Below are 14,751 nucleotides of genomic sequence, written 5' to 3' on the forward strand. Positions count from 1 at the left end.
TCCTATTGCGGCAGCAGGGTCAGGCGCGCCACTAAATCCTTGAATCGGTGATAACTGTCCTCGTCGATCGCCTGGCCGCTATGGCCGTTGTCGACATAGAACACGCCGGACAGCGCGTGCCCGACAAACAGGGTGATCAGGGCGAATTCATTGTCCCCGACATGCTCGAAAAACAGATCCTCGTAGCGCCGCTCCAACTGCTGGCGCACCGAGGCCGGCGCGTGAAAACTTTGCGGCTTGCTGGTCAACACCGCGAAGAAGGAACCCGGCTCCAGCCCCAAGGACAGCTTGCGCAACGGGTGGCTATCGCCCAAGCCCAACTGATAACGCAGTTTCAACGCATGCGCGTCCTGATCATAGCGGTAATACAGTACCCGCTCGAACTTGAGGTCGTTGGCCAGGTGGCGGATGGATTCGCGTATCGCCTTCTCCATCTGCTCGACGTCGCTCAAAGCGGCGGTTTTCTGCAAACTCGGGCGCTTATACTCGCCTTCCAGCATCAACAGGCTGCGCACCGGGTACGTATAACCCACCGCCCTGGGGTGGCGCGCCACCGACAAAGCCGCGTGCACCACCGCCTGATGCGCCAGATACGGCGCGCAGCCTATCAACTTGGCCGCGGCCTCCACCCCCACCTGCCAGGTGCTGCGCCAAGTGCCCTGCTCCAAAGAGTTGGCGGTGGCCATCGCCAGGCGCAGCAACTGGCGGCGCTTGGTCGGGCTGCCCGGCCCCAGCAAGGCGTTCAGGCCGGTCGGCAAAGGCATCAGCTTGATGAATTGCTCCAGCACCTGAGCGTAATCGCAATCGAAGGCGTTGGACATTTCCTGCAGCAGCGGGCGGTCCGGCAACTGATTGCGCTGCATCATGAACAAGCAGGCGGGCAGATTGTACAGCAAGGCGGCCACGAAACAGTCCTCCACCTTGTGATCGCCCTGCAAAGAGAGCCACTCCTTGATCAGCAAGGCCGCCACCCGGGAGCGGCCCAGCCAATCCTCCACGGCCTCCAACACCTCCACGTCCAGCTTGTCCGGCACCGCTTCCAGCGCCGCGACGCGGCCAAAGCGGTTGGTGACCGCCTCCAGCCCCATCAGCAGCAGCGTCTGCTCCACCGAGGGGATGCTCTCATTGCGTTGCAAGGCGCGCGAACCGCCCACCACTCGGACCAAGTCCAACAGCAGGAAGGGATCGGACAAACAGAGATTGGCAAGGTCGGTGAAATTGATCAGATCGCTGTGGCGAGCGCAGATGTCCTTCAGCTCGCCCAGCGTATTGGGCAGAATCGGCCAGCGCCGTTCGGCGATGGACTTGATCCAGTTAGCAAGCTCCATGAGGGTGGCGCCAGATCAGTAGTTCGGTTTGCAAAGCGCCTCCCAGCGGGATGCGTTCATCGGGTTCGACATCGGGAACGGCGAAAGTATTGCTGACCAGCAGGCTGCCGGGCCGTCCCTCAGCCACAAACTTGCGCCAGACGCGCGCCATCGGCTCCGGGGACAGAAACACATAGACCGCATCGTACTCTCCCCACGGCTCCCGCCAAAAACTGCGGCAGGAGAACTCCAACCGCCGCGGCCGCCGGGCCAACCACCAGCGCGCGCGGGCCAACAGCCAACTGCCCCAGGCGCTTTCCAGCGCCCTCACCCGGAGATCCGGCCGCAACCGGCACAGCCAGACCGCCAGCCTGCCGTCGCCGCAGCCGGCTTCCAGCAAGGCGGCCCGCCCCGGCAGGAGCTCGGCCAGGCGCTCCGCCGCCTGGGCCGAGGAGCGATACAAGGGCACACGCTCCAGCACGGCGTTGCGGCCCAGCGCGAAAGTCAGCGCCAACCCCAGCAAATACACCCAGGACGGCAAAGCCGCCTGATGCATCAAGGCCAGCGCGGGCACAAACAAGCCGTGCAGCAAGCGCTGCCAGCCGGGCAAACGCATGAAAATGGCCAAGGCCGCCGCGCACAGGCCTTGCAGGATCGCCCAACCCAGGGGCTGGGCGGCGGGCGCGACGAAAAACATCGCCGCCAACGCAGCCAGCAGTTGCAGGCCAAGATGACGCAAGCGGCTCAACAAGGCAACGCTCGCATCAGGATTATTTGGCCGGCGTTTCCGCCGGCGCGGCGGCTGGCTCGGCCCCGCTTTCCGCGGGCCCGCCGATCACTTCCTGGTTCATCTGCGGCTTGTAGCCGTCGTTGAGGATATTGCTCTCCGCTTCCTTGTTCAGCACCACAATGGCGATGCGCCGGTTTTCCGGGCTGAACACATTGGTTTTGACCAAGGGGTTGGCCGAAGACAGGCCCACCACGCGCAACACCTTGTTGTCCTGCAGGCCGCCGGCCACCAGTTCGCGCCGCGCCGCGTTGGCCCGGTCCGCGGACAGCTCCCAGTTGCTGTAACCGCCCTGGCCGCTGCCAAAGGGCTTGGCGTCGGTATGGCCGGAGATGCTGATCTTGTTCGGCATCATGTTCAGCTCTTTAGCCAGTTGCTGCAGCAACACGCGAGTATGCGGCAGCATGCGCGAGCTGCCGGAGTCGAACATCGAGCGGTTCTGCTCATCGACGATCTGGATCTTCAACCCGTCCGGGGTGATCTCTAGCTTGAGTTGATTCTTGTACTCCTTGAGCAGTTCGCTGTGATCCACCGTGCTCTGGATCTTGTTCTGCAACTGCTCCATCGCCACTTTTTCCTGCTGCTTGCGCATGATCTCGTCCTGCGGCGAGCCCGACTTGTTGACCTGGCCGGTCTGTTTGGTCAAATCGTTGCCGCCGCCCTTGATCACGGAGGTGGCGTCGCCGGCGCCGGCGCCGCCGGACAGCGCCACTTTCAGCGGCGTCTTGAAGTATTCGGCGATGCCGTTCAGCGTGCCCTGCGAGGCCGAACCCAGCAGCCACATCAGCAGGAAGAAGGCCATCATCGCGGTCACGAAGTCGGCGTAGGCAATCTTCCAGGCCCCGCCATGGTGGCCGTGGCCCCCCTTCTTGATGCGTTTGACGATAATGGGCCGTTGCGATTCGTCAGCCATGATCGCGCCCCCGCTTATTTCTTCGCCTGTTTCACATGATCTTCCAGTTCCTTGAAGGACGGACGATCATGCGAAGCCAAGACTTTGCGGCCAAATTCCACCGCCACTTGCGGCGCGTAGCCGTTGAGGCTGGCCAGAATAGTCACCTTGATGGTCTGGTACACCCGGGTGCCGTCTCCCAGTTTGTGCTCCAGAATGGTGGCCAGCGGGCCGACAAAGCCGTAAGCCAGCAAAATACCGAGGAAGGTGCCCACCAACGCGTGGGCGATCAGCATCCCCAGTTCGGACGGCGGCGCGCCCACAGACTCCATGGTGTGCACCACCCCCATGACCGCCGCCACAATACCAAAGGCCGGCAGGCCGTCGGCCAGGCCTTTAACCGCGTTGACGGGCACTTCGCCTTCGTGATGGTGGGTTTCGATCTCCACATCCATCAGGTTCTCGATTTCGAAGGCGTTGAGGTTGCCGCCCACCATCAGGCGCAGATAGTCACAGATGAACTCCACGACATGGTGGTCGTGCAGAACGGTGGTGTATTTGGAAAAGACAGGACTGGCTTCCGGATTCTCGACGTCGGCCTCGATGGACATCAGGCCTTCCTTGCGCACCTTGGTCAGAATCTCGAACAGCAGCGAGAACAACTCCATGTAAAAGGCCTTGCTGTAAGGCGAGCCCTTGAACACGGTGGGGAAAGCCTTCATCGTGGCCTTGAGCGGCGCGCCGCCGTTGGCCACCACGAAAGCGCCGAGCGCGGCGCCCGCGATCATCACCACCTCCAGCGGCTGCATCAACGCGGCGAGGTGCCCCCCCGCAGCGACGAATCCCCCCAGCACGGAGCCAAGAATAATGAGGTACCCGATTCCGACGAACATGCGTCAAGTCCTGTCTTTGTGATTTTTCGGATCGCTGCGATTTCCATTACAGCACGACTTTTATTCTATTCATAATAGAAAAAGCGGATTGAATTGTATCAACCCGCTTTCCCAGCTGCAAAAAACATGGAGGGTGATATTCACTAGCGCTGAAAAATGACGAAACCAAGTCGAGACACCGCCTTTAAACCACTAAGACAAAGTCATTTTCAGGCAAGCACCCGCCAAGCGCCGCAAGAAAAAAGCCGGAGCTTACCGCTCCGGCTTGATGCCAGCGCATGCGCGAACCCGGCTCAGACAAGGCCGCTGTCCTTCAGCTTGCGTTCGAATGTCTCCATGCAACGCGCGGCCACGCCCAGCATTTCATCGATTTCAGCCTTGCTGATCACCAGCGGCGGCGCGGACACGATGTGGTCGCCGCAGGCTCGCATGATCAGGTTGTTGCTGAAGAAAATGTCGCGGCACATCAGGCCGACGTCGCCGAACTCCGGGAACAGCTCGCGCTTGCTCTTGTCCTTGACCAGGGTGAACGCCTGGATCAGGCCGACGCCGCGCACATCGTCCACGTGCTCGAACTGGCTAAAGGTCTCGCGCCAGCGCTTCTGCATATAGGGACCGGTTTCGTTCTTGACGCGGTCGATGATGCCTTCGTCGCGCAGGAGTTCGATATTGACGCGCGCCACCGCGCTGGCCACAGGGTGGCCGGAGTAGGTGAAGCCGTGGTTGAAATCGCCGCCGGCGATCAAACCCTGGGCCACGCGTTCGCCCACGAACACCGCGCCGATGGGCAGATAACCGGAAGACAAGCCCTTGGCGGTGGTGAAAATGTCCGGGCGGAAGCCGAAGTGTTCAAAGCCGAACCATTCGCCGGTGCGGCCAAAGCCGCAGATCACTTCGTCGGCCACCAACAGCACATCGTATTTGCGGCAGATGCGCTCCACTTCCGGCCAGTAAGTGGCCGGCGGAATGATCACGCCGCCGGCGCCCTGGATGGGTTCGCCCACGAAAGCGGCCACTTTTTCCGGACCGATTTCCAGAATCTTCTCTTCCACCCAGCGCGCGGCCACCACGCCGAACTCGTCCGGGCTCAGATCTTTGCCGTATTTGTACCACCACGGCTGCTCAACGTGGGCCATGCCCGGAATCGGCAGGTCGCCCTGCTCGTGCATATACTTCATGCCACCCAGGCTGGAACCGCCGATGGTGGAGCCGTGATAACCGTTCCAGCGGCCAATTAGCGTCTTCTTGTCCTTCTTGCCTTGCACGTCCCAGTAATGGCGCACCATGCGTATCATGGTGTCCACCGCCTCGGAGCCGGAGTTGGTGTAGAACACATGTTCGTAGCCGGCCGGCGTCACTTGCGCCAGCAGGTGGGACAGCTCCACCACGGCCGGGTGGGTGGTCTTGAAGAAGGTGTTGTAGAAGGGCAGTTCGTCCATCTGGCTCTTGGCCACCTCGGACAGTTCCTTGCGGCCGTAGCCGATATTGACGCACCACAGGCCGGCCATGCCGTCGATGATCTTATTGCCCTCGGAATCCCACAGGTAAATCCCCTCGCTGCGAGTCATCACCCGCGCGCCCTGCTGGTTCAACGATTGGGTATCGGTAAACGGATGCAGATGATGCGCGGCATCCAGTTGGCGCCATTGTTCGGTCGTGCGTTGTTGATTCTGCATAGGACTTCCTTCCAGTATTCTCCAACGGGGCGTAGATGTTCTCTGCCGCCCCTCCTTCGCCATTGGCGTATTTTCAGTGCTTATCCTGGCTGTCCGGGCTGATTCTAACGGACAAATCAGCCCAATGTCATAGCTAAATCACACGTGCAGCAGCAGGAACTTGCGCTCCCACGGGCTGATCACGCGGAAGTATTCGGAGAACTCCTTCTCCTTCATCCCCACGTACATGCTGACGAAGCGTTCGCCCAGCACCTCGGCCATTTCCTTGCAGGAAGCCAGTTGCTCCAGGGACTCCTCCGAGGAGTTGGGGAACTGGTAAGGCAGCTCATACGCGTCCGTCTGGCGCGGCTCGCTGGGTTGCAGCTTGTTGATGATGCCCAGGTAACCGCAGGCCAGCGTCGCGGCCATGGCGATATAAGGGTTGACGTCCACGCCGGGCACGCGGTTTTCAATGCGGCGCGCCGCCGGCGAGGAATGCGGCACGCGCAGCCCCACGGTACGGTTGTCGTAACCCCATTCGACGTTGGTCGGCGCCGCGGTATAGCGCGACAAACGGCGGAATGAGTTCACGTACGGCGCAAACAACGGCATGGACTGGGGCACGTATTTCTGCAGGCCGGCGATGTAGTGGAAGAACAGGTCGGACGGGCTGCCGTCTTCATTGGTGAACACATTGCGGCCGGTGTTCTTGTCCACCAGGCTCTGGTGCATGTGCATGGCCGAGCCCGGCTCGTTTTCCATCGGCTTGGCCATGAAAGTGGCGTACATATTGTGGCGGAACGCCGCCTCGCGCACGGTGCGCTTGAACAGGAACACCTGGTCCGCCAGTTCCAGCGGGTTGCCGTGCAGGAAGTTGATTTCCATCTGCGCGGTGCCCACTTCGTGAATCAGGGTGTCCACTTCCAGATTCTGCGCGTGGCAGTAATCGTAGATGTCCTCGAATAACGGGTCGAACTCATTGACCGCATCAATGGAATAAGAACGGCGGCCGAACTCGGCGCGGCCGGTTCGCCCTACCGGCGCGGCCAGCGGGATATCCGGGTCCGGGTTGGGGGACAGCAGGTAGAACTCCATTTCCGGGGCCAGCACCGGCTCCAGACCCATCTCGTCAAACAGGCCGATCACGCGTTTGAGCACATTGCGCGGCGCCACGTCCACCGGGCTGCCGTCGGCGCGCTGACAGTCATAGATCAATTGCGCGGTGGGGTCGACGGCCCAGGGCACGAAGCGCAGGGTGTTCGGGTCCGGGGCCAGCACCATGTCCGGGTCGGTCAGGTCCAGCATGCTGTCGTCGGGGTAGTCCCCGGTCACGGTCTGGATCAGCACGACTTCGGGCAGGCGCATTTCCGGGTCGGACACGAATTTGTCCTTGGGCACGATCTTGCCGCGCGCCACGCCGGTCATGTCGGGGACGATACACTCGACTTCAGTGATTCGGTGCTCTCGCAGCCATTCATTGATCTGATGGGTCATGATGTTCTTCCTCTGTGTGTGTTATTCCGAGTGGTGACACAAGGTCTCGGTTAATTGCGGCCCGCGTTGCCGCTGGTTGCGGCGTTGGCGGCAGGCGTCGCCAAATGCCTTGAAGATGGCCATAGACAGCGGGTTGTCCCAGTACTTCCATTCCGGATGCCATTGCACGGCGAAGGCGAAGCCCTTGGCGTCGCGCACGCGGTAGGCCTCCACCAGGCCGTCGTCGGCCACCGCCTCGCAGATCAAGCGATCGGACAGCCGCTTGATGCCCTGCTGGTGCAGGGAATTGACCATGGCGGAGTCCTGGCCGGTCCATTGCCTCAGCAGGCCGTCATCGGCGAAACGCACCGAGTGGGACAAGGCGTACATCGCGTCCACGTCCGGCGTGTCCGGCTCGCGGTGATCCCGCTTGCCCTCTTCTTCCTGCACGTGCTGGTACAGTTCCCCGCCCATCGCCACGTTGATTTCCTGAAAGCCGCGGCAGATGCCCAGCAGAGGGATGCCTTGCTCCAGCACCTGCTGGATCAACGGCAAGGTGGTGGCGTCGCGCATCGGGTCGTGCATGGTGCCGGGCCGGCTGGGCGCGCCGCCGTAACGGTGCGGTTCGACATTGGACAGCGAGCCTGGCAGCAGCACGCCGTCCACCAGCTCCAGCACGTCCTTCAGCGCGGTCTTGTCGCCCAGCGCCGGCAGCAACACGGGCACGCCGCCGGCGCCGCCGGCCGCCGCGGCGATGTATTTTTCGCCTGCGGCGTGGAACGGCAACGGGCCTACCATCTTGATGTCACAGGGTATGCCGATGATAGCTTGCAACATTTCGGATCCTTGATACGGGTTAGGAAGCCGCCTTGATGGCTTCTATCGGGTCGGTGAACGGGTGACCCAGCGCCTGAGCCACCGCCTGGTAAGTGAGCCGGCCGCGACAGACGTTGAGGCCGTTGCGCAGATGAGCGTTGTCCAGCAAGGCCTGGCGCCAGCCCTTGTTGGCCAGTTCCAGCGTGTACGGCAGCGTGGCGTTGGTCAGCGCCTGAGTGGAGGTGCGCGCCACGCCGCCGGGCATATTGGCTACACAGTAATGGACGATGCCGTCCACCACATAAATGGGGTCTTGGTGCGTGGTGGGCCGGCTGGTTTCAAAGCAACCGCCCTGGTCTATGGCCACATCCACCAGCACCGCGCCGGGCTTCATGATTTTCAGCATCGGCCGCGTCACCAGCTTGGGCGCCGCCGCGCCCGGAATCAGCACCGCGCCGATCACCAGATCGGCCTCGCGCAGGCAGTCTTCGATATTGGCGGAGTTGGACACCAGCGTCTTGATGCGGCCGCCGAACACCATGTCGATTTCTTTCAAGCGCGGCAGCGATTTATCCAGGATGGTGACCTCTGCGCCGGCGCCCATGGCCATGCGCGCGGCATTCAAACCCACCACGCCGCCGCCTATCACCACCACTCGCGCCGGGGCTACGCCCGGCACGCCGCCCAACAGCACGCCGCGGCCGCCCTGGGCTTTTTCCAGCGCGTGAGCGCCAGCCTGTATCGCCATGCGGCCGGCCACTTCCGACATCGGCGCCAGCAGCGGCAGGCCGCCGCGTTCGTCGGTGACGGTTTCGTAAGCAATGGCAATGGCATCCGATTCCAGCAATAATTTGGTCTGTTCCGGATCCGGCGCCAAATGCAGATAGGTGAACAGGATCTGATCCCGGCGCAGCATCCGGCACTCCACCGGCTGCGGCTCTTTCACCTTGACGATCATGTCGCTGCGTTCGAAGGTTTCTTCGGCGCTGGAAGCAATGGAAGCGCCGGCCTGGATATACTGTTCATCGGTGAATCCGATGGCGAGGCCGGCCTGGGTCTGGACCAAAACCTTGTGACCGTTGGCGACTAACTCCCGGACTCCAGACGGGGTTAGGCCAACACGATACTCGTGGTTCTTGATCTCCTTGGGAACACCGATCAGCATGTCGCTCTCCTCACTTAGATTTGTTGCGGAAGTGCCGCGCAAGCGTTTAAGAAAATTCACAACACGCTTGCCCCTTGTTTCTGATTCTGACTATAAACCCCCAACGATGCAAAGATATTCGATTTTGCGTCGCAGCAAGTAGTGCAGAGTCCGTACAAAATAATTATCATAAAGCGTCTAAAATTATTAACATACTGACGGAGCAGGAATCCATGGACGTTGGCGCGAGATTACGCATGGTCAGGGATCGTTTCGGGCTGTCTCAGCGGGAGCTGGCCAAACGAGCCGGAGTCACCAACGGCACCATTTCGCTGATAGAGCAAAATCGGGTCAGCCCTTCGATCAGCTCGCTGAAAAAAGTGCTGGAAGGCCTGCCGATGACGCTGGCGGATTTTTTCACCTTCGATTCCGACCCGGAACAAGCCCGAGTGTTCTACCAAGCCCACGAATTACCCAATCTGGGCAATGAACAGATCCAGCTGCTGCTGGTGGGCACCGCCCACGACAAGCGCGACATCGCCATCCTGCGCGAAGTCTACGAAACCGGCGCAGACACCGGGCCGGACATGTTGACGCACGAAGGCCAAGAGGGCGGCGTCATCATCAAAGGCAGTATAGAAGTGACCGTGAACAACGAGAGCCGCATCCTGGGACCGGGCGACGCGTATTACTTCGACAGCCGGTTGCCGCATCGCTTTCGCAATACCGGGGCTGAAACCTGCGAAGTGGTCAGCGCCAGTTCGCCCCCCACATTCTGAGCATCATTGAGAACAAGAAGCGCCGGCAAGACCGCATCCGGCGACCAGCAGGCCATAAGGCCAGGCCGGGGAGCTTTGCCCGCCGCGCCGGCTCCAAGCCCACGACAGACGACAACGCAGTCAAACCCGCGTCAAGCGATACCGGCGCCGCCAACGAACGGCGCAGGATCAATCAAAGGAGAGAGTAAATGGCTAGAACGCATGCCGAATGGAAGCAATTCGCCGCTCAACTGAAGATCGAAGGGCGCGCCTTCATCGCCGGCGAGTACTGCGCGGCGCAAGACGGCAAAAGCTTTGCCTGCAACAACCCCGCCAACGGCGAGAAGCTGGCCGACGTGGCCTGGTGCGGCGAAGCCGACGTGGAGCGCGCGGTGCGCGCCGCCCGCCAAGCTTTCGACTCCGGTGCCTGGTCCGGCCTGCCGCCGCGCGAGCGCGGCCGCATCCTCAAGCGCTTCGCCGCGCTGATCCACGAGCATGGCGATGAGCTGGCGCTGCTGGAAACCCTGGATGTGGGCAAGCCCATCAGCGACACCCTCAGCGTGGACCTGCCCGGCAGCGCCTACTGCGTGGAATGGTTCGCCGAAGCCATCGACAAGATTGGCGGCGAAGTGGCGCCGGTGGACCCCAAGGTAGTGGGCCTGGTCACCCGCGAAGCCATCGGCGTGGTGGCCGCCATCGTACCGTGGAACTACCCCATCATGATGGCCAGCTGGAAGTTTGGCCCGGCGCTGGCCGCCGGCAACCCGGTGATCATCAAGCCTTCGGAAAAATCCCCGCTCACCGCCATCCGCCTGGCGGCGCTGGCCAAAGAAGCCGGCATCCCCAGCGGCGTGTTCCAGGTGCTGCCCGGCGCAGGCGACGTGGGCAAGCTGCTGGCGCTGCACATGGATGTGGACTGCGTCGCCTTCACCGGCTCCACCGGCGTGGGCAAGCTGATCGCCGGCTACGCCGCGCAATCCAACCTCAAGCGCGTCTGGCTGGAACTGGGCGGCAAATCGCCCAACATCATTCTGCCGGACTGCCCGGACATCGCCCAGGCGGCGCGCGCGGCCGCCGGCGGCATCTTCTACAATATGGGCGAAGTCTGCACCGCCGGTTCCCGCGTGCTGGTCCACCGCGACATCAAGGCGCGCTTCCTGCAGGAACTGGAAGCGGCCGCGGCCCGCTACTATCCGCAAGACCCATTGGACCCGGCCACCAATATGGGAGCCATCGTGGACCGCATCCAGTACGACAAGGTGCTGTCCTACATCGGCAAGGGCGACAGTGAAGGGGCCAAGAAGCTGTTCGGCGGCAAACCGGCCCACACGGATACCGGCCTGTTCATCGAACCGACGGCGTTTGACTGCCCCAGCGCGGACCTGACCATCTGCCGCGAAGAAATCTTCGGCCCGGTGCTGTCCGTCATCACCTTCGACGACGTGGAAGACGCCATCCGCATCGCCAACGATACCGAATACGGCCTGGCGGCCGCGGTGTGGACCTCCAACGTCAGCACCGCGCACCAGGTGGCCCGCCGCCTGCGCGCCGGCACGGTATGGGTGAATTGCTATGATGAAGGCGGGGACATGAACTTCCCCTTCGGCGGCTTCAAGCAATCCGGGAACGGCCGCGACAAGTCGCTGCACGCGCTGGAAAAATACACTGAGCTGAAGAGCACGCTGATCAAGCTGTAAACCGCGTTTACAGCGCCACCGACAGGCTGCCCCTCCGGCAGCCTGTCTTGTTTTCATCTCCCTCGGCAAAGGATGCGACATGATCAAGTGCCTGACCGCCCTCCTCTGCCTTTACGCCGCGGCGGCGGCGGCCGGTTCCGCGGCGCCCGCCTGCCCGGCGGAAGGACTGAAGATAGGGTACTACCCAACAGCCACCGCCTATGAAGGCGGCAAGGGCTACGACGTGGATCTGGTCCACGAACTGGCGCGCCGGCTGGGCTGCAACATCCGCGAAGAGCGCGAATACCCGCGCTTGCGCGTGCTGTTGCTGGTGCAGCACGGCAAGCTCAACCTGGCCACCTCCACCATCCCGCTGCAAAAGCGGCTGCGCTACGCCTGGGTACTGCCCTACACCCGCGACCGCAACATGACCCTGCTCAACCCGGCGGTGCAAGGCAAAACGCCGGAGCAATGGCTGAACGACCCCAAGCTGAAATGGGGCGCCGTCATCGGCTACCGCAACAGCCCGCTGCAGGACTATTTCCTGCAACAGATGGCCAAGCGAGACAAGCTGATCTGCGCCTCCAACGAAGAAGACCTGCTGGACATGCTGCGTAGCGGCGCCATCTCCGCCGCCTTTTCCCAGCCTCAGATTTACGACCATTGGATCAACGGCCAACCGCGCGGACGGCTGCAAGTCAAAGTCATGGACCCCTTCCACGACAGCAGCCTGGAAAACGGCCTGGTCCTGTCCCACCGCAGTTTCAGCGAGGTCCAGATGCGCCGCTGGCAGGCTGAACTGGACAAAATGCGCGCTGACGGCAGCCTGCAACGCATTCTGCGCAAATACCTGAGCGAAGACAGCGTGCGCAGCATGCTGGAATAACCCTCCCCCTCTCGCGGCAAGACTCGACGAATCCGGCTATAGCTAAACGGAACGCGTACGGGAGAACAGCATGAAAGCACACTGGGCGGCGCTGCTTGGCGGCGCGCTGGCCTCGATGGCGGCGCTGGGCGATTCGCCCTGCCCGGCGGATGGCCTGAAAGTGGGTTACTACCTGATTGGCAGCGCCTATGAAAACGGCCACGGTTACGACGTGGACCTAGTGCATGAGCTGGCGCGCCGGCTGGGCTGCAAAATCGTTCAGGAAGACGTTTACCCTCGCATCCGCGTGCTCAAAATGCTGGAACACGGCCAACTCAACCTGGGCACCTCCACCGTCCCCACCCCGGATCGCCGCAAATACGCCTGGATCTACCCCTACTTCTACAGCAAGAACATGATCTTGCTATCCAACCAGATTGGCGCGCGCACGCTGGACCAACTGCTGGCCGAGCCAGCCGTTAAATGGGGCGTGATCCGCGGCTACCGCCACAGCCCGGAACAGGACGCCTTTATCGAACAACTGACCAAGCGCGGCAAGATAGTGATGGCCAACGACGAGCGCGACCTCTACGCCATGTTGTCCCAGCACATCGTCACCGCCGCCTTTGCCCACCCTTTCAGCTACGACAACTGGCTCAACTCCCCGGCCCTGTCCGGCCAGGTTGCGGTGCTGGACCTGTTCCCCAGCTCGGAACGCATCGCCGGCGGCCTGATGCTGGCGCATAGCGCTTTCAGCCAACAACAGGCGGAACAATGGCAGGCCCAGCTACAGCAAATGGCCAAGGATGGCTCCTTGCGCAAGATCTTCAGCAAATACTTGAGCGCGGACAGCGTGGCCCAACTGCAACTGCAGCCCTGACCCTAGGTCCAGCTTGCCGTCTGGCGCAAACGCGCGCGACACTGCGCTATGCTCACCACAGGAGTTATCCGATGAAAACCTTGAGTCGCCTCGCCCTGCTGCTCTTGCTTGCGGCCTCCCCCGTCCATGCCGCCAACGATGACGGCACGGTGCAAACCCTGGTCATGATGCGCCACGGCGAAAAGCCGGAAGGCGGCTACGGCCAGCTAGACTGCAAGGGCTTCAACCGCTCGCTGGCGCTGGCCAAGGTGCTGCCGCAACGCTTTGGCAAACCGGACCAGATCTACGCGCCGTCCACCGCCAGCCAGGCCAGCGACCCGGCCGGCACCTTCAACTACATCCGGCCGCTGGCCACCATCGAACCCACCGCCATCTCCCTGGGCCTGCCGGTCAACACCAACTTCGAAACCGCGGCCATAGACGGCCTGCAGCAGCAATTAATAGACCCGCTGCACCATGGCAAACTGGTCTTCATCGCCTGGGAACACAAGCTTTTGCAAGTCCTCGCCAGCAACATCATGCGCCAGTACGGCGGCAAGAACGGCGCGGATCAGGTGCCCAAGTGGGACAAGAATGACTTCGACGGCCTCTTCATTCTCACCCTCGACTATAGCCACACTCCGCCCAAGGCGAAGTTCCGCCGCGAGCAGCAAGGACTGGATAAATTGTCGTCCACCTGCTGGCTGCCCTGAGAATATTTTTACCATCAACTGAGCATTGTGAGGCGACACAATGCGTACGTCTTGTCTCGCCTTCTGCGAGCCTGTTCAAAGTATCCTGAACACGAGCGAAGCAAAGCGGAAACGGCGGAGGAAACGGCATTTACAAGTGATAAACGAGCATTCCGAATGCCGTGCTCACCGTGTCACATCTCGCAAAGCGCAGTAGATTATGAACAGCTTATGAGAAGCTGCTGACGCAAAAACAGCCGGCCCATCCAGGGCCGGCTGTCTTCGTTTGCGTCTGGAGGATTACAGCGCCAACTTGGCGATGGCGTCCTTTGCCGCGTGAATGGCGGTGGCGCGCTTGTCTTCGCCCATGTTCACCGCTTCTGCGCGGACAAAGGCCACGTCGTTCACGCCCAGGAAGCCCATCACCGTCTTCAGGTAGTCTTCCTGGAAATCCATCAGTTGACCTTGCTCGGTGCTGTAAACGCCGCCGCGCGAGGACACCACGATCACCTTCTTGCCGCCGGCCAGGCCCACCGGGCCGTTTTCGGTGTATTTGAAAGTGCGGCCGGAGGCGGCCACGCGGTCCACCCAGGCTTTCAGCTGCGACGGAATAGAAAAGTTGTACATCGGCGCGCCGATCACCACCACATCCGCGGCCAGGAATTCTTCGATCAACTCATTGCTCAGCGCGGCTTCACTGCGCTGAGTGGCGGTCCAATCCGCCTCGGCGGTGAAGTTGGCGCCGATGATTTCGCCGGACAGATGGGCGATGGGCTGGCTGGCCAGATCGCGGTAGGAGGTTTCCACATTGGCGTGACGCTGGCGCAGGGTGTCGGCGACAACGGCGGTCAGTTGGCGGGAAACCGAGTTGGCGGCGAGGATGCTGGAGTCGAGATGCAACAGTTTCATGGTCGGGTCCTTCGTGTCTTGGTAG

The 14,751-nt window shown here is 61.8% G+C and carries 14 protein-coding genes; 5 read left to right on the top strand and 9 right to left on the bottom strand.

Annotated features, from left to right (window positions below; all coding sequences use genetic code 11):
• Positions 1-2 precede the first annotated feature (2 nt).
• The 8 genes from BR71_RS14220 to ald all read right to left on the bottom strand — a co-directional run bounded on the left by BR71_RS14220 (position 3) and on the right by ald (position 8,988).
• Positions 3-1,328, bottom strand: a complete 1,326-nt coding sequence (locus BR71_RS14220) for an HDOD domain-containing protein (RefSeq protein ID WP_043638683.1) — start codon at positions 1,326-1,328, stop codon at positions 3-5.
• Complete coding sequence (locus BR71_RS14225; RefSeq protein ID WP_231138213.1) at positions 1,315-2,058, bottom strand: class I SAM-dependent methyltransferase; 744 nt, start codon at positions 2,056-2,058, stop codon at positions 1,315-1,317. Before BR71_RS14225 ends, BR71_RS14220 begins: the two co-directional genes overlap by 14 nt.
• A 19-nt stretch (positions 2,059-2,077) precedes the next feature.
• Positions 2,078-3,007, bottom strand: a complete 930-nt coding sequence (gene motB / locus BR71_RS14230; protein ID WP_043593929.1) for a flagellar motor protein MotB — start codon at positions 3,005-3,007, stop codon at positions 2,078-2,080.
• Positions 3,008-3,021: 14 nt separating this feature from the next.
• On the bottom strand, positions 3,022-3,879 hold the full coding sequence (gene motA / locus BR71_RS14235) for a flagellar motor stator protein MotA (RefSeq protein ID WP_043638687.1): 858 nt from the start codon (positions 3,877-3,879) through the stop codon (positions 3,022-3,024).
• A 293-nt stretch (positions 3,880-4,172) separates the two neighbouring features.
• Complete coding sequence (locus BR71_RS14240; protein WP_043638691.1) at positions 4,173-5,555, bottom strand: aspartate aminotransferase family protein; 1,383 nt, start codon at positions 5,553-5,555, stop codon at positions 4,173-4,175.
• Positions 5,556-5,693: 138 nt separating this feature from the next.
• Positions 5,694-7,028 (bottom strand): glutamine synthetase family protein, encoded by a 1,335-nt coding sequence (locus tag BR71_RS14245; RefSeq protein ID WP_019104434.1) that lies wholly within the window; start codon positions 7,026-7,028, stop codon positions 5,694-5,696.
• Positions 7,029-7,049: 21 nt separating this feature from the next.
• Positions 7,050-7,844 (bottom strand): gamma-glutamyl-gamma-aminobutyrate hydrolase family protein, encoded by a 795-nt coding sequence (locus tag BR71_RS14250; protein WP_052052263.1) that lies wholly within the window; start codon positions 7,842-7,844, stop codon positions 7,050-7,052.
• A gap of 19 nt (positions 7,845-7,863) precedes the next feature.
• Positions 7,864-8,988 carry an alanine dehydrogenase gene (ald, locus tag BR71_RS14255; RefSeq protein ID WP_043638694.1) on the bottom strand — a complete coding sequence of 375 codons (1,125 nt, stop codon included), beginning with the start codon at positions 8,986-8,988 and terminating at the stop codon, positions 7,864-7,866.
• Between the two features lie 212 nt (positions 8,989-9,200).
• Between ald and BR71_RS14260 the strand changes: the two genes are divergently transcribed.
• From BR71_RS14260 to BR71_RS14280, 5 genes are all read left to right on the top strand, one after another.
• A complete protein-coding gene (locus tag BR71_RS14260; RefSeq protein ID WP_039756808.1) occupies positions 9,201-9,746 on the top strand; it encodes a cupin domain-containing protein in 546 nt (181 codons plus the stop codon).
• Positions 9,747-9,934: 188 nt separating this feature from the next.
• Positions 9,935-11,422, top strand: a complete 1,488-nt coding sequence (locus BR71_RS14265; RefSeq protein WP_043638698.1) for an aldehyde dehydrogenase — start codon at positions 9,935-9,937, stop codon at positions 11,420-11,422.
• A gap of 79 nt (positions 11,423-11,501) precedes the next feature.
• Positions 11,502-12,287 carry a substrate-binding periplasmic protein gene (locus BR71_RS14270; protein ID WP_043638701.1) on the top strand — a complete coding sequence of 262 codons (786 nt, stop codon included), beginning with the start codon at positions 11,502-11,504 and terminating at the stop codon, positions 12,285-12,287.
• A 70-nt stretch (positions 12,288-12,357) separates the two neighbouring features.
• Positions 12,358-13,146 carry a substrate-binding periplasmic protein gene (locus BR71_RS14275; RefSeq protein ID WP_043638703.1) on the top strand — a complete coding sequence of 263 codons (789 nt, stop codon included), beginning with the start codon at positions 12,358-12,360 and terminating at the stop codon, positions 13,144-13,146.
• 71 nt (positions 13,147-13,217) lie between these two features.
• Positions 13,218-13,838, top strand: coding sequence for a histidine phosphatase family protein (locus BR71_RS14280; RefSeq protein WP_043638706.1), 621 nt, complete (start codon positions 13,218-13,220; stop codon positions 13,836-13,838).
• 279 nt (positions 13,839-14,117) lie between these two features.
• Here the strand turns inward: BR71_RS14280 and BR71_RS14285 are convergent, their stop codons facing one another.
• Positions 14,118-14,726: an FMN-dependent NADH-azoreductase gene (locus tag BR71_RS14285; RefSeq protein WP_019104426.1), complete on the bottom strand. Its 609-nt coding sequence runs from the start codon at positions 14,724-14,726 to the stop codon at positions 14,118-14,120.
• Positions 14,727-14,751 lie beyond the last annotated feature (25 nt).

Origin of the sequence: Chromobacterium haemolyticum DSM 19808, from assembly GCF_000711885.1 — a bacterium.
GTDB lineage: Bacteria > Pseudomonadota > Gammaproteobacteria > Burkholderiales > Chromobacteriaceae > Chromobacterium > Chromobacterium haemolyticum.

Bases quoted from the DNA above. Each gene is read 5' to 3' on its own strand.
- BR71_RS14220 (WP_043638683.1), bottom strand. From the start codon at position 1,328: ATGGAGCTTGCTAACTGGATCAAGTCCATCGCCGAACGGCGCTGGCCG.
- motB (WP_043593929.1), bottom strand. From the start codon at position 3,007: ATGGCTGACGAATCGCAACGGCCCATTATCGTCAAACGCATCAAGAAG.
- motA (WP_043638687.1), bottom strand. From the start codon at position 3,879: ATGTTCGTCGGAATCGGGTACCTCATTATTCTTGGCTCCGTGCTGGGG.
- BR71_RS14240 (WP_043638691.1), bottom strand. From the start codon at position 5,555: ATGCAGAATCAACAACGCACGACCGAACAATGGCGCCAACTGGATGCC.
- BR71_RS14245 (WP_019104434.1), bottom strand. From the start codon at position 7,028: ATGACCCATCAGATCAATGAATGGCTGCGAGAGCACCGAATCACTGAA.
- BR71_RS14250 (WP_052052263.1), bottom strand. From the start codon at position 7,844: ATGTTGCAAGCTATCATCGGCATACCCTGTGACATCAAGATGGTAGGC.
- ald (WP_043638694.1), bottom strand. From the start codon at position 8,988: ATGCTGATCGGTGTTCCCAAGGAGATCAAGAACCACGAGTATCGTGTT.
- BR71_RS14260 (WP_039756808.1), top strand. From the start codon at position 9,201: ATGGACGTTGGCGCGAGATTACGCATGGTCAGGGATCGTTTCGGGCTG.
- BR71_RS14265 (WP_043638698.1), top strand. From the start codon at position 9,935: ATGGCTAGAACGCATGCCGAATGGAAGCAATTCGCCGCTCAACTGAAG.
- BR71_RS14270 (WP_043638701.1), top strand. From the start codon at position 11,502: ATGATCAAGTGCCTGACCGCCCTCCTCTGCCTTTACGCCGCGGCGGCG.
- BR71_RS14275 (WP_043638703.1), top strand. From the start codon at position 12,358: ATGAAAGCACACTGGGCGGCGCTGCTTGGCGGCGCGCTGGCCTCGATG.
- BR71_RS14280 (WP_043638706.1), top strand. From the start codon at position 13,218: ATGAAAACCTTGAGTCGCCTCGCCCTGCTGCTCTTGCTTGCGGCCTCC.
- BR71_RS14285 (WP_019104426.1), bottom strand. From the start codon at position 14,726: ATGAAACTGTTGCATCTCGACTCCAGCATCCTCGCCGCCAACTCGGTT.